Below are 14,115 nucleotides of genomic sequence, written 5' to 3'. Positions count from 1 at the left end.
CTCCCGTCTGCTGCTCTCGTCTGCTTCTCTGCGCGACCCTCAAACGTCCGTACGCCGGGCTTCCCTCATACGCCGAGCCACTGCGGGTCGTCCGTGCCCCAGACCCCCGGCGGTCGTGACCAGTCCGCCGGGCCGCCCTCGTACGCCACCGGCGACCGCGCGTACCGCAGAGTGCCGAGCGCACTCGCCTGCTCGGCCAGCCAGGTTTCGGGCGCGTGGTCGGTGGCTTCCCCGCCGGGCTCCGGCGGCAGGACACGGGTCAGGAAGTGGGCCGTTCGCGCCAGCGCCAGCCGTACCAGCCGGGTGCCCCCGTCGGTGTCCTGTTCGGTCAGCGAACGCAGTACGGCCGCCGCGAGCAGATAGCCGGTGCCGTGGTCGAGTGCCTGCGCGGGCAGCGCCCCCGGATGCCCGGCGGATCCCTCGATCACGGCGATCCCTCCGGCCGCCTGGACGAGGCTGTCGAAGCCACGCCGGTCGCCCCAGGGGCCCTCGTCGCCCCAGGCCGAGAGCTGTGCCACCACCAGGCCCGGCCGGATGAGCCGGTGGCGTTCGAGCGCGCCGGGACGGTAGCCGGTGACCAGCACATCGGCACGGTCCAGCAGTTCGCCGAAGGTCCGGCGGTCCGCGGGACGGTCCAGGTCCAGCGTGGCGGAGCGCTTGCCGAAGCCGGTGTCGGCGTGCTGGTCGGCGAGTTCGGGCAGTCGGGGCGGATCGATGCGCAGCACGTCGGCGCCGAGCAGACCGAGGGTCCTGGTGGCGACCGGCCCCGCGATGACCCGGGTCAGGTCGAGCACCCGCAGCCGGTCCCCGGTGCGGCGCGGTGCCGCGTCGTCCAGCCGCTCCCGGGTCAGCAGCGGCCGGCCGGCCGCCAGCGCGCCCTGCGGGTGCGCCGCCCACTCCTCGGGGGTGCGCAGGGCGACCGCCAGGCCCCCTGCCGCGTAGACCGCGTCCTCGACGTCCCGGGCACGCCGATCGGCGAGCGCGGACTCCACCCCTTCCTCGGTGGTGCCCAGCGCGGCCAGCAACGCGGCCCGGTGATGGGGGTAGTTGGCGTGGGTGCGCACCCAGCCGTCGGCCGTGCGCCAGAACCGGGAGAGCGGTGCGAAGGACACCGGGGCACGCCCGTCCACCCGCAGATGCCGCTCGCTGACGAACGCCGTGGCGACCGCGCCGTCGTCGACGCGCACGGCGGGGACGGGGCCACCGGTGAGGCTCGCGGCACGTTCGGCCGCCGCGAGAGCGCACACCGCCACCGTGGCGCGGGCCAGTTCCCTCACGGGCAGGCGGGCGGGCAGCATCCCGCGCGGTCCGCCGTACTCGATGCGGCGCGTGAGGTCGGGATCTCCGCCGAGGTACGCCCACAGAAGTCCGGTGCCGGGTGAGGGAGTGTCAGCCATGCACCGGAGTATGGCACTCAGTGCCAAGTGCAGGGAATCAGCCACGGGGAATCAACCACGGGGGATCAGGCACGGGCAGTCAGGCGCGGGGCCGTCACCGCCCGGGGAATCCCGCGCGGCATGACGGGGCCCGGACGCGATCCCGTGTCCGGGCCCGGTCACCGGGCTCTGCCCGGGTCGTCAGCGGCGCACCGCGTCCAGGGCGTCCGTCAGACCGGTTCCGTAGAAGCCGTTCTTGCTCTTGCCGCCCTCGCAGACGGCGTCGATGGTGCCGTCGCCGTTGATGTCGTACGGGTCACCGCACACCTTGTCGTCGGCCTGCGCGTACAGCAGCGCCTTCACCTCGGCGGCCGTGGCGCGCGGGTGGGTCGACTTGATGAGCGCGGCCACACCCGCGACATGCGGGGACGCCATCGACGTGCCGGCCTTGTAGCCGTAGCCGCCGTTCATCACCGTGGACAGGATGAGTCCGTTGGTGGCCGGTGCGTCCGGCTTCTGGTAAACCGTCGAGTCGCCGCCCGGCGCGGAGATGTCGACGATGCCGTTGCCGTAGTTCGAGTACGAGGACTTCAGGCCCTTCGCGCCCGTGGCGGAGACGGTCACGACGCCCGGCAGCATGGTCGGGTAGTCGAAGCACTCGCGCGGGTTGATGGCGCGCGTCACCGGCGTGGTGTCGTTGGGGCTGGTGGTGTCGGTGAGCTCGTCCGCCGCCAGGTCCATCCTGGAGTTGCCGGCCGCGGCGACGTTCACCGTGCCCTTGCGCTCCGCGTACCGCGAGGCCCGGGTGACGGCCTCGATCAGGGCCTTCTGGTCCTCGTCGGACTTGCAGGCGAACAGCCACGGGTCCGTGTAGTAGCTGTTGTTGGTGACGTCGACGCCGTGCTCGGCGGCCCAGACGAAGCCGCAGACCACCGACTCGGTGTAGAAGAAACCGTCCGGGTTGGCGACCTTGATACCGGACACCTTCACACCGGGGGCCACACCGGTCACGCCGATGCCGTTCTTCGCGGCGGCGATGGTCCCCGCCACATGGGTGCCGTGGTCGCTCTCGCCCGCGGCCGGACGCCAGGCGCCAGGAGTGGTGTCCGGCTTCCCGGACACACAGTTGGCGGAGGCCTTGGCGTCGAAGTTCGGCGCGAGATCGGGGTGGGTGTCGTCGACACCCGTGTCGATCACGGCGACCGTGACCTTGTTGCTGCCCAAGGTCTTCTTGTGGGCCTTGTCCGCCTTGATGGCGGGCAGGTCCCACTGCAGCGGCTCGAACGGGTCCTGCTCGTCCGTGGCCCTGGCGGCGGCCTTGGTCGCCTCGGCCGCGCCGAGAGGCTGCTCCACGCCGATGGCGGTGTCGGTCTGCGGGGCCAGCGGCTGGGTACGGGTGGCACCCGCCGAGGTGACACCCCTGACCGAGCGGATCTGCCGGGCGAATTCCGGGTTCTGCGAGTGGACGACGATGACGCCGATCCGGTCGTACGCGATGACGACCGTGCCACCGGCCTTGCCGATCGCCTTCTTGACCGACTTCGCGGTCGCGGAGCCTCCGTGCGTGTTGACGACGTACGACAGCTTCGGCCCGTCGGTCGACACGGCTGCCGGGGCGTCGTCGAGGGGAGCGGCCGAAGCGGCGCCCGTGGGAAGGAAACCGAGCGAGGCCGTGAGCGCCAGACCGGCGGGCAGCGCTATCGCGCGCGTTCGTCTGGATCGCAGATGACTCATGGGTTCTCCACATCATCCGTGTCCGCCCAGACACCCCTGTTGCGAATGGGCGGGTACATGACGAGTGAAGTTATCCCGATCATCGGGGTACATCAACGACTTCCCAAAGAATCTCCGACGGAAAGCGGCCGGATCTGAACCGATTCGGCCTCGCCGCCGTGCCGTTGTCTCGGAGGGGCACTGACACCCCCGCCTCGGGCCTCCTCCTGTCCACAACCACTTGCACCCCGAGTCACGAGGAGATTCCGTGGCAACCGACGCACCACCGCCGCCCGGTGGCACCGACACCCGTACGCTCCAGCCCACGACGCAGGACTTCGCCGATGTGCAGCAGAGCGCGGAGTTCGATGAACTGCGGCGCACCTACCGCTCGTTCGCGTTCCCGCTGACCGTCGCCTTCATCGCCTGGTACCTGCTGTTCGTCCTGCTGTCCAGCTACGCGGGCGGCTTCATGGGAGCCAAGCTCTTCGGCAACATCAACGTGGCCCTGGTCCTCGGGGTCGCCCAGTTCGTCACCACCTTCCTGATCGCCTGGTTCTACGCGCGGTACGCGGCGGCCAAGCTCGACCCCAAGGCGGAAGCGATCAAGTCCCGTATGGAGGCCGGCGCATGAGCAACACCACCGTTTTCGGTACCCAGCTCGCGGCGTCGAACGCCACCACCGAGCACCGGCCGCTGATCATCGCGCTGTTCGGGGCCTTCGTCGTGGCGACCCTGGTCATCACCGTCTGGGCCGGCCGGCAGACCAAGAACGCCGCGGACTTCTATGCGGGAGGCCGTCAGTTCACCGGCTTCCAGAACGGTCTGGCCATCTCCGGCGACTACATGTCCGCCGCCTCGTTCCTGGGTATCGCCGGCGCCATCGCCCTCTTCGGCTACGACGGCTTCCTCTACTCCATCGGCTTCCTGGTCGCCTGGCTGGTCGCCCTGCTCCTGGTCGCCGAACCGCTGCGCAACTCCGGCCGGTTCACGATGGGCGACGTCCTCGCCTACCGGATGCGCCAGCGCCCGGTCCGCACCGCCGCCGGCACCTCCACCATCGTCGTCTCGATCTTCTACCTGCTGGCCCAGATGGCCGGCGCGGGCGTGCTCGTCTCGCTGCTGCTCGGCATCACCAGTGACGCCGGGAAGATCGCCATCGTCGCCCTGGTGGGCGTGCTGATGATCGTCTACGTCACCATCGGCGGGATGAAGGGCACCACCTGGGTGCAGATGGTCAAGGCCGTCCTGCTCATCGCGGGAACCCTGCTCATCACCTTCCTGGTCCTGGTGAAGTTCAACTTCAACATCTCCGACCTGCTCGGCAAGGCGGCCCAGGAGAGCGGCAAGGGCGCCTCGTTCCTGGAGCCCGGCCTCAAGTACGGCGCCACCGGCACCTCCAAGCTGGACTTCATCTCGCTCGGTATCGCGCTGGTGCTCGGCACCGCGGGCCTGCCGCACATCCTGATCCGCTTCTACACGGTGCCGACCGCCAAGGCCGCCCGGAAGTCGGTCATCTGGGCCATCGGCATCATCGGCGCCTTCTACCTGATGACGATCGCCCTCGGCTTCGGAGCGGCGGCGCTCGTCGGCCCCGGCGAGATCAAGGCGTCCAACAAGGCGGGCAACACCGCGGCGCCCCTGCTGGCGCTCCACCTCGGCGGCGTCGACTCCGCGGGAGGAGCGATCCTGCTCGCCGTGATCTCCGCGGTCGCCTTCGCCACCATCCTCGCGGTCGTCGCCGGACTCACCCTCGCCTCGTCCTCGTCCTTCGCGCACGACATCTACGCCAACGTCATCCGCAAGGGCCAGGCCACCGACAAGGAAGAGGTCCGCGCCGCCCGCTGGGCGACGGTCTTCATCGGCATCGTCTCCATCGGGCTCGGCGCCCTCGCCCGTGATCTGAACGTGGCCGGCCTGGTCGCCCTCGCGTTCGCGGTCGCCGCATCCGCCAATCTGCCGACGATCCTCTACAGCCTCTTCTGGAAGCGATTCACCACGCAGGGCGCCCTCTGGTCCATCTACGGCGGTCTGGTCTCCTCGGTCGTGCTGGTGCTCTTCTCGCCGGTCGTCTCGGGCAAGGCCACGTCGATGTTCCCCACGGCGGACTTCGCCTGGTTCCCGCTGGAGAACCCGGGCCTGGTCTCCATCCCGCTCGGCTTCCTGCTCGGCTGGGTCGGATCCCTCCTGTCCAAGGAGGAGCCGGACCAGGGCAAGTACGCGGAGCTCGAGGTCAAGTCCCTCACAGGCGTCGGCGCGCACTGAGGAGGGAAGTGACACACGCTTGACCACGGCCGCGTCGTAGAGTCCTACGACGCGGCCGTGCCGTCCTCGTGGCAACCGGCACCTGTCCATGTCGGTCGTCTCGCGTAGGCTCGGTCACGTAGGGAAGATCCGCACACGAGATCCGCACACGAGTTCCGGACACCGGGGAGGGGGCACACCGTGCTGATCGACACATATGGCCGTGTCGCCACCGACCTGAGGGTCTCACTCACGGACCGGTGCAATCTGCGCTGTGCCTACTGCATGCCCGAAGAGGGCCTCCAGTGGCTCGCCAAGCCCGAGCTGCTCACCGACGACGAGATCGTCCGTCTGATCCACATCGCCGTGACCGAGCTCGGCATCACCGAGGTCCGCTTCACCGGCGGGGAGCCCCTGCTCAGGCCCGGTCTCGTCGGGATCGTCGAGCGGTGTGCGGCGCTGGCCCACCGCCCGAAGATGTCGCTGACCACGAACGGCATCGGCCTCAGGCGCACCGCGAGCGCCCTCGAGGCGGCCGGCCTCGACCGGGTCAACGTCTCCCTGGACACCCTGCGGCCCGACGTCTTCAAGACCCTCACCCGCCGTGACCGCCACCATGACGTGCTGGACGGGCTGCGAGCCGCCCATGACGCCGGACTGACCCCGGTCAAGATCAACACGGTGCTGATGCCGGGGCTCAACGACGACGAGGCCCCCGAGCTGCTGGCCTGGGCCATCGAGCACGGCTACGAGCTCCGCTTCATCGAGCAGATGCCGCTCGACGCCCAGCACGGCTGGAAGCGCGACGGCATGATCACCGCGGGTGACATCCTCGCATCGCTGAGCACGCGGTTCAGCCTCACGCCCGAGGACCGGGACTCCCGTGGCTCCGCCCCCGCCGAGCGCTGGATCGTCGACGGAGGACCGCACCGGGTCGGCGTCATCGGCTCCGTCACCCGCCCCTTCTGCGGCGCCTGCGATCGCACCCGCCTCACCGCGGACGGTCAGATCCGCACCTGTCTGTTCGCACAGGAGGAGACCGATCTGCGCGGTGCGCTGCGCTCGGGCGCCCCGGACGAGGAGATAGCCCGCATCTGGAAGGTCGCGATGTGGGGCAAGAAGGCCGGATCCGGGCTCGACGACCCGTCGTTCCTCCAGCCCGCGCGCCCCATGTCAGCCATCGGAGGCTGATTCCCCGCCGCCCGTCCGCCCCTCGGCCGCCGCACTCTGCTCCCACACCTCGAGCGTCACGACGTCTTTGAGGAAACCCCGCACGCCGAGGAACTGGGAGAGATGCTCGCGGTGTTCCTCGCAGGCGAGCCAGGTCTTGCGGCGCTCCGGCGTGTGCAGCTTCGGGTTGTTCCAGGCCAGCACCCAGACCGCGGATGCGCGGCAGCCCTTCGCGGAGCAGATCGGGGTCTCGTCAGTCACCAGGTCATTCTCCACGATCACACGATCACCGGTGCCGGCGGCCACCCTGGTGAAGACAAAACGACGCCGAGCAGCCACGGGGGGAGCTGCCCGGCGTCGGTCTGTCGCTCCGACGGGGGATGCGGAGCGCACACGCAGTATGTCACGGGGAACGGCGTGTGGTGCACCGGAACTTCATGATTGATCTGAGCTTTTCTTGAGCTGGCCGTTCCGCATTTCCGTCCCCCTGCGGTCAGCTCTGAGGGGCGGGCCGTTCCGTTTGTTCCTCCGCTGCGGTGGTGTCCTGACCCAGGGCCGGCCGCACCGGCGGAGGGACGAAGGTGGACGGCAGGGACGGAGGGGTCTCCCGTCCGGCGTTGGCGATCACCACGGCGATATACGGAAGCAGCGCACCGAGAACCAGGGCCACGATCGCCACATGCCGTTCGACGTTCCAGAGCACCGCGGCCAGGATCACCGACACCGTCCGTACCGACATGGAGATCACATAGCGGCGCTGCCGTCCGCGGACGTCGTCGGCGAGCCCCTGACGGGCCCCGGTGATCCGGAAGACCTCGGTCGTCGTCCGCTTCCGCATGGCATTCCACCGTCCGACCGCCGTGCCGGACTCTCCCCGGTCCGATCCCTGTGTCCACCGTACGCCGCGGCCCGGACGCATACGAGACGGGGTCATCCGTTACCCGGCATACGGCGCCGTCGCACCACGCAGGAAGCTGTCCGACATGCGCCGTATGGCGGATGGGCCGAGACTGTCCGTACATGCTCACGTCGAGCCGAACCGGGAGGCAGCCATGGGCTGGTTGTGGGCCATCATCGTCGGGTTTGTGCTGGGGCTCCTTGCCAAGTTGATTCTGCCGGGCAAGCAGCACAGCCCCCTCTGGCTCATCACGATCTTCGGCATCATCGGCGGGATCGTGGGCAATGCCCTCGCGAATGCCTTCGGGGTCGGGGAGACCCCCGGCATCGACTGGACCCGGCACGTCCTGCAGATCGTCGCCGCCGTGGTCATCGTCGGCCTCGGCGACATGGCCTATATGAACGTGCGCGCCAGAAGGCAGAAGGCCTGACACGGCAGCGGCCGGGCGGAGTCACCTCCACCCGGCCGCCTGTTTGTCCTGCCCGGCGGAGATCAGCCCGCGGCGCCGACCTCGATCGCCGCGAGGTTCTTCTTGCCGCGGCGCAGCACCAGCCAGCGGCCGTGCAGCAGATCGCCGGATGCCGGCACGGCGTCCTCGGCGGTCACCTTCACGTTGTTCACGTAGGCACCGCCCTCCTTGATGGTGCGGCGGGCGGCGGACTTGCTCGCCACCAGACCGACCTCCGCGAAGAGGTCCGCCACCGGGCCCGGCTCCGGCACGCGTGCGTGCGGCAGCTCCGAGAGCGCCGCGGTGAGCGTCGACTCGTCCAGCTCCGCCAGCTCGCCCTGACCGAAGAGCGCCTTCGACGCGGCGATGACCGCCGCGCACTGCCCGGCGCCGTGCACCAGCGTCGTCAGCTCCTCGGCGAGCGCACGCTGTGCCGCGCGCGCCTGCGGACGCTCCTCGGTCTGCTTCTCCAGCTCCTCGAGCTCCTCGCGGCTCCTGAAGCTGAGGATGCGCATGTAGGTGGAGACATCACGGTCGTCCACGTTCAGCCAGAACTGGTAGAACGCGTACGGCGTGGTCATCTCCGGGTCGAGCCAGACCGCCCCGCCCTCGGTCTTGCCGAACTTGGTGCCGTCCGCCTTGGTCATCAGCGGGGTCGCGAGGGCATGCGCGGTGGCGTGCGGCTCCAGACGGTGGATCAGGTCCAGGCCCGCGGTGAGATTGCCCCACTGGTCGCTGCCGCCCTGTTGCAGGGTGCAGCCGTGGCGGCGGTACAGCTCCAGGAAGTCCATGCCCTGCAGCAGCTGGTAGCTGAACTCGGTGTAGCTGATCCCCTGGTCGGACTCCAGCCGGCGGGCGACCGAGTCCTTGGTCAGCATCTTGTTGACGCGGAAGTGCTTGCCGATGTCCCGCAGGAACTCGATGGCGGACATCCCCGCCGTCCAGTCCAGGTTGTTGACCATGACCGCGGCGTTCTCGCCCTCGAAGGACAGGAACGGCTCGATCTGGGCGCGCACCCGCTCCACCCAGGCAGCGACGGTCTCCGGGTCGTTCAGCGTGCGCTCGGCGGTCGGCTTGGGGTCGCCGATCTGACCCGTCGCCCCGCCCACCAGCGCCAGCGGGCGGTGGCCCGCCTGCTGCAGCCGGCGCATGGTGAGCGCCTGCACCAGATGTCCCACGTGCAGGCTGGGCGCGGTCGGATCGAAGCCGCAATAGAACGTGACGGGACCGTCCGCGAGCGCCTTGCGCAAAGCGTCCTCGTCAGTGGAAAGGGCGAACAGCCCGCGCCACTTCAGCTCGTCGACGATGTCCGTCACAGTTCTCGCTTCTCCTCGTCCGGTAGCGGCAATCAGCTACGAGGTTATACGCCCCGGCTGACGGAGCTCATATTGAAGTCCGGCACCCTCAGCGGGGGCATGGCGGCCCGGGTGAACCAGTCGCTCCATTCGCGCGGCAATGTCTTCTCCGTCCGGCCCGCCTCGGTGGCCCGTCCCAGCAGGTCCACCGGCGACTCGTTGAACCGGAAGTTGTTCACCTCGCCGGTCACCTCCCCGTTCTCGACGAGGTAGACCCCGTCCCGGGTCAGTCCGGTCAGCAGCAGCGTCGCCGGATCGACCTCGCGGATGTACCACAGGCAGGTGAGCAGCAGCCCGCGCTCGGTGGCCCCGACCATCTCCTCGAGGGTGCGCTCGCCACCGCCGTCCAGGACCAGATTGCCGATGCCGGGGGCGACGGGCAGCCCGGTCAGGCCGGCGCTGTGCCGCGTGGTGGTGAGACGGTCGAGCTTCCCGTCCCGCATCCACTGGGTCGGTGACAGCGGGAGACCGTTGTCGAAGACCGAGGCGTCGTCACCCGACGAGTGCGCGATCACGAACGGCGCGGACTCCAGACCCGGCTCGTCCGGGTCGCTGCGCAGGGTGAGCGGCAGCTCGCTGAGGCGCTCGCCGATGCGGGTGCCGCCACCGGGCTTCGAGAAGACCGTACGGCCCTCCACCGCGTCCCGGCCTGCCGACGACCACAACTGGTAGATCAGCAGATCCGCGACGGCGGTCGGCGGCAGCAGCGTCTCGTACCGTCCGGCGGGCAGGTCGATCTTCCGCTCGGCCCAGCGCAGGCGGGTGGCGAGCTCCGCGTCCAGCGTGGCCGGGTCGATGTCCTTGAGGTCCCGGAAGTCCCGGGTGGACCGGCCGATCCAGGCGGACCTCGTCCGGTCCGGGGACTTCGCGTTGAGCTCGAGGGTGCCGGTGGGCTGGTCGTGACGGAGCCGTACGCCCGTCGAGGTGCCGAGATACGTCGAGGTCAGCTCGTGGTAGGCGAAGCCGTACAGCTCGCGGCCACCCGAGCGGGCACTGGCGAACGCCTCGCCGAGCGCGGGCGCGAAGTCCGCGAAGACCGCCGACGAGGTCTCGGCCGGCGCTTCCGTGAAGTCCGGTGCCGCCGGGGCCCCGGTGATCAGCGGCTGGGCGTCCTCCGCCGGACCGGCCGCCCGCGCGGCCGCCTCGGCGGCCCGCACCAGCGGCTCCAGATCATCGGCCGTCACGGCCGAGCGGGACACCACACCGGACGCGGTGCCCTGCGCCCCGTCGACCGTGGCGATCACGGTGAGGGTGCGGCCGCGCGTCACACCGTTCGTGGTGAGGGCGTTGCCCGCCCAGCGCAGATTGGCCGATGACTGCTCGTCGGCGATCACCACGCAGCCGTCGGCGGTGGAGAGTTCGAGGGCGCGCTCGACGATCTCGTGCGGCTTGCTGACGGGGCTCATCGACCGGCCTCCTGAGTGGTGTTCAAGATGTTGACGCCGCGGAACAGGGCGGAGGGACAGCCGTGGGACACCGCCGCCACCTGGCCCGGCTGGGCCTTTCCGCAGTTGAAGGCGCCGCCCAGCACATACGTCTGCGGGCCGCCGACCTTCTCCATCGAGCCCCAGAAGTCCGTGGTCGTGGCCTGGTAGGCCACGTCGCGCAGCTGTCCGGCCAGCCGGCCGTTCTCGATCCGGTAGAACCGCTGTCCGGTGAACTGGAAGTTGTAGCGCTGCATGTCGATCGACCAGGAGCGGTCGCCGACCACATAGATCCCGCGCTCCACGCCGCCGATCAGATCCTCCGTCGACAGGCCGCCCTCCTCCGGCTGCAGCGAGACGTTCGCCATCCTCTGCACGGGGACGTGCGCGGGGGAGTCCGCGAAGGCACAGCCGTTGGACCGGCCGAGCCCCGTCAGCCGCGCGATACGCCGGTCCAGCTGGTAACCGACGAGGGTGCCGTCCTTGACCAGGTCCCAGCTCTGGCACTCGACGCCCTCGTCGTCGTACCCGATCGTGGCGAGCCCGTGCTCGGCGGTCCTGTCCCCGGTCACGTTCATCACCGGTGAGCCGTAGCGCAGCTTGCCCAGCTGGTCGAAGGTCGCGAACGAGGTGCCCGCGTACGCCGCCTCGTAGCCCAGGGCCCGGTCCAGTTCGGTGGCGTGGCCGATCGACTCATGGATGGTCAGCCACAGATTGGACGGGTCCACGACCAGGTCGTAGCGGCCCCCCTCGACGCTCGGAGCGCGCATCTTCTCGGCGAGCAGCCCGGGGATCTGCTCCAGCTCGGTGTCCCAGTCCCAGCCCGTACCGGTCAGATACTCCCAGCCCCGCCCCACCGGGGGAGCGATCGTCCGCATCGAGTCGAACTCACCGGTCGTCTCGTCCACGGCGACCGCGGTGAGCTGCGGATGCAGCCGCACCCGCTGCTGCGTGGTGACCGTGCCCGCCGTGTCCGCGTAGAACTTGTTCTCGTGGACCGCGAGCAGCGAGGCGTCCACATGCGCGACGCCCTGCGCGCTCAGCAGCCGTGTGCTCCAGTCCGTCAGCAGCGCGGACTTCTCCTCGTCGGCGACGGTGAACGGATCGATCTCGTACGAGGAGACCCACGTCCGGTCGTCGTGCACCGGCTCCCGGGCGAGCTCGACCCGTTCGTCCGATCCGGCCGCCGCGATCACCTGGGCGGACAGTTTGGCCATCGCCACCGCCTGGCCCGCGACCCGGGCGGCCGCGTCCATGGTCAGATCGACACCGGATGCGAATCCCCACGCCCCGCCGTGCACCACGCGTACCGCATACCCGAGATCGGTCGTGTCGGACGAACCGGCCGGCTTGGCGTCCCTCAGCCGCAGCGCCGCGCTGCGCACCCGCTCCAGCCGGAAATCGGCGTGCTCGGCGCCAAGTGCCCGCGCACGCGCGAGCGCCGCATCGGCCAGCGCCCTCAGCGGTAGCGCCAGAAACGTCGGATCGATGTCATGGGGCACAGGCGGCCTCTCCTTCTCACGCGTACGTGCGGGGATCACTACGCGAAGTCAAGCACGAGGCGAGGAGAGTTCCGAGGGCGTTTCCGTTCTTGTCGCCGCCATACGCAAGAGACCGGCCGTTCCGGTGACGCCTTCCGGCCGGGCGGGTGCGCCGACTGTAGGGTCCCCACAGCAGACGGGGGGCGCCACTGTCGGTGGTCGATTCCCCCCGGCGGGACCGGGACCGATAGGTTTTTGCAGTACAAGACCATATGCAGGCTGCTATCGAAAGGGTGATCCGTTGAGCCGCTCGGTTCTCGTCACCGGAGGAAACCGGGGCATCGGCCTCGCCATCGCCCGTGCTTTCGCCGAAGCCGGCGACAAGGTCGCGATCACCTATCGCTCGGGTGAGCCGCCGCAGGAGCTGACCGACCTCGGCTGCCTCGCCGTGCGCTGCGACATCACCGACACCGAACAGGTGGAGCAGGCCTACAAGGAGATCGAGGACAAGCACGGTCATGTCGAGGTGCTGGTGGCCAACGCCGGTGTCACCAAGGACCAGCTGCTGATGCGGATGTCCGAGGACGACTTCGCCTCGGTCCTCGACACCAACCTCACCGGCACCTTCCGGGTCGTGAAGCGCGCCAACCGCGGCATGCTGCGCGCCAAGAAGGGCCGCGTCGTGCTGATCTCGTCCGTGGTGGGTCTGCTCGGATCGGCCGGCCAGGCCAACTACGCCGCCTCCAAGGCCGGACTGGTCGGTTTCGCCCGGTCCCTCGCCCGCGAACTCGGTTCGCGGAACATCACCTTCAACGTCATCGCGCCCGGCTTCGTCGACACCGACATGACCAGGGCACTGAACGACGAGCAGCGCGCGGGGATCGTCTCCCAGGTGCCGCTCGGCCGTTACGCGCAGCCGGAGGAGATCGCCGCCACGGTGAAGTTCCTCGCCTCCGACGACGCCTCGTACATCACTGGAGCCGTCATCCCCGTTGACGGCGGATTGGGCATGGGTCACTGATCACATGAGTGGAATCCTCGCCGGCAAGCGCATCCTCATCACCGGTGTGCTGATGGAGTCCTCCATCGCCTTCCACACCGCGAAGCTGGCCCAGGAGCAGGGTGCGGAGATCATCCTGACGGCCTTCCCGCGGCCCACCCTGACCGAGCGCATCGCCAAGAAGCTCCCCAAGCCCACCAAGGTCATCGAGCTCGACGTCACCAACGACGAGCACCTGGGCCGGCTCGCCGACGTGGTCCGTGAGGAGCTCGGCAGCCTCGACGGTGTCGTGCACTCCATCGGTTTCGCGCCGCAGGACGCGCTCGGCGGCAACTTCCTCAACACGCCCTTCGAGTCCGTCTCGACCGCGATGCACGTCTCCGCGTTCTCGCTGAAGTCGCTCACCATGGCCTGCCTGCCGCTGATGCAGGAGGGCGGCTCGGTCGTGGGGCTGACCTTCGACGCGCAGTTCGCCTGGCCGCAGTACGACTGGATGGGCCCGGCGAAGGCCGCGCTGGAGGCCACCTCCCGCTACCTCGCCCGCGACCTGGGCAAGCAGAACATCCGCTGCAACCTGATCTCGGCGGGTCCGATCGGCTCCATGGCCGCCAAGTCCATCCCGGGCTTCTCGGAGCTCGCCCGGGTCTGGGACGAGCGTTCGCCGCTGCAGTGGGACATGTCCGACCCGGAGCCCACGGGCCGCGGAGTCGTCGCACTGCTCTCCGACTGGTTCCCCAAGACCACCGGTGAGATCGTCCACGTCGACGGTGGCGTGCACATCATGGGCGCCTGAGCCCGGCCCCTGCGTTACGCGCCGTCACGCTCCGTCGTGCAACACCAGGCGTAACCCGTACGCCTTCGATGCCCCGGTCACCCGCTGTGTGCGGGAGGCCGGGGCGTCGCCCGTTCGGAGTAGCGGAACGGGCGCCGTCGCCTCCGTCCGGGGGAGGCTGGGGAGGCAATCCCTTCTTGTGGTGCAGCAGCGGCATCTGCCGCCGTACGGCCG

13 protein-coding genes are annotated in these 14,115 nt (G+C 69.6%); 6 read left to right on the top strand and 7 right to left on the bottom strand.

Annotated features, from left to right (window positions below; all coding sequences use genetic code 11):
• Positions 1 to 65 precede the first annotated feature (65 nt).
• Complete coding sequence (locus ACTWOL_RS08040) at positions 66 to 1,397, bottom strand: CoA transferase (protein ID WP_474295836.1); 1,332 nt, start codon at positions 1,395 to 1,397, stop codon at positions 66 to 68.
• Between the two features lie 180 nt (positions 1,398 to 1,577).
• Positions 1,578 to 3,110, bottom strand: a complete 1,533-nt coding sequence (locus ACTWOL_RS08035) for a S8 family peptidase (RefSeq protein WP_474295834.1) — start codon at positions 3,108 to 3,110, stop codon at positions 1,578 to 1,580.
• Positions 3,111 to 3,357: 247 nt separating this feature from the next.
• On the opposite strand from ACTWOL_RS08035, the gene ACTWOL_RS08030 reads away from it, so the two are divergent.
• The 3 genes from ACTWOL_RS08030 (at position 3,358) to moaA (ending at position 6,524) form a co-directional block, all read left to right on the top strand.
• On the top strand, positions 3,358 to 3,723 hold the full coding sequence (locus tag ACTWOL_RS08030; RefSeq protein WP_474295832.1) for a DUF485 domain-containing protein: 366 nt from the start codon (positions 3,358 to 3,360) through the stop codon (positions 3,721 to 3,723).
• Positions 3,720 to 5,354: a solute symporter family protein gene (locus ACTWOL_RS08025; protein ID WP_474295830.1), complete on the top strand. Its 1,635-nt coding sequence runs from the start codon at positions 3,720 to 3,722 to the stop codon at positions 5,352 to 5,354. The genes ACTWOL_RS08030 and ACTWOL_RS08025 overlap by 4 nt, the downstream gene beginning before the upstream one ends.
• Positions 5,355 to 5,534: 180 nt before the next feature.
• Positions 5,535 to 6,524: a GTP 3',8-cyclase MoaA gene (gene moaA, locus ACTWOL_RS08020; protein WP_474295829.1), complete on the top strand. Its 990-nt coding sequence runs from the start codon at positions 5,535 to 5,537 to the stop codon at positions 6,522 to 6,524.
• Here the strand turns inward: moaA and ACTWOL_RS08015 are convergent.
• Together ACTWOL_RS08015 and ACTWOL_RS08010 are read right to left on the bottom strand one after the other, a co-directional pair.
• Positions 6,507 to 6,764: a hypothetical protein gene (locus ACTWOL_RS08015; RefSeq protein ID WP_474295826.1), complete on the bottom strand. Its 258-nt coding sequence runs from the start codon at positions 6,762 to 6,764 to the stop codon at positions 6,507 to 6,509. The two genes, moaA and ACTWOL_RS08015, sit on opposite strands and share 18 nt — an antisense overlap.
• A gap of 232 nt (positions 6,765 to 6,996) precedes the next feature.
• On the bottom strand, positions 6,997 to 7,341 hold the full coding sequence (locus ACTWOL_RS08010) for a DUF3099 domain-containing protein (protein WP_474295824.1): 345 nt from the start codon (positions 7,339 to 7,341) through the stop codon (positions 6,997 to 6,999).
• A gap of 214 nt (positions 7,342 to 7,555) precedes the next feature.
• Here ACTWOL_RS08010 and ACTWOL_RS08005 point away from each other — a divergent pair, with 214 nt between their 5' ends.
• Positions 7,556 to 7,831, top strand: a complete 276-nt coding sequence (locus ACTWOL_RS08005) for a GlsB/YeaQ/YmgE family stress response membrane protein (protein ID WP_474295822.1) — start codon at positions 7,556 to 7,558, stop codon at positions 7,829 to 7,831.
• 62 nt (positions 7,832 to 7,893) lie between these two features.
• On the opposite strand, the gene tyrS is transcribed toward ACTWOL_RS08005, so the two are convergent.
• Genes tyrS through ACTWOL_RS07990 form a run of 3 tightly spaced genes read right to left on the bottom strand, consistent with a single transcriptional unit; the run spans position 7,894 to position 12,130 of the window.
• Positions 7,894 to 9,165 carry a tyrosine--tRNA ligase gene (tyrS, locus tag ACTWOL_RS08000; protein WP_474295819.1) on the bottom strand — a complete coding sequence of 424 codons (1,272 nt, stop codon included), beginning with the start codon at positions 9,163 to 9,165 and terminating at the stop codon, positions 7,894 to 7,896.
• A gap of 44 nt (positions 9,166 to 9,209) precedes the next feature.
• Complete coding sequence (locus tag ACTWOL_RS07995; protein ID WP_474295817.1) at positions 9,210 to 10,610, bottom strand: metallopeptidase TldD-related protein; 1,401 nt, start codon at positions 10,608 to 10,610, stop codon at positions 9,210 to 9,212.
• Positions 10,607 to 12,130, bottom strand: a complete 1,524-nt coding sequence (locus ACTWOL_RS07990; RefSeq protein ID WP_474295816.1) for a TldD/PmbA family protein — start codon at positions 12,128 to 12,130, stop codon at positions 10,607 to 10,609. Before ACTWOL_RS07990 ends, ACTWOL_RS07995 begins: the two co-directional genes overlap by 4 nt.
• Before the next feature lie 280 nt (positions 12,131 to 12,410).
• Here ACTWOL_RS07990 and fabG point away from each other — a divergent pair, with 280 nt between their 5' ends.
• Both fabG and fabI read left to right on the top strand, forming a co-directional pair.
• Complete coding sequence (fabG, locus tag ACTWOL_RS07985) at positions 12,411 to 13,130, top strand: 3-oxoacyl-[acyl-carrier-protein] reductase (RefSeq protein ID WP_474295813.1); 720 nt, start codon at positions 12,411 to 12,413, stop codon at positions 13,128 to 13,130.
• Positions 13,131 to 13,134: 4 nt separating this feature from the next.
• Positions 13,135 to 13,902 carry an enoyl-ACP reductase FabI gene (gene fabI / locus ACTWOL_RS07980; RefSeq protein ID WP_474295811.1) on the top strand — a complete coding sequence of 256 codons (768 nt, stop codon included), beginning with the start codon at positions 13,135 to 13,137 and terminating at the stop codon, positions 13,900 to 13,902.
• Positions 13,903 to 14,115: the final 213 nt, after the last annotated feature.

This window comes from Micromonospora sp. IBHARD003, assembly GCF_056106285.1.
The sequence above is the reverse complement of the archived record's forward strand: the minus strand, read 5'-3'. Positions and strand labels throughout refer to the sequence as shown.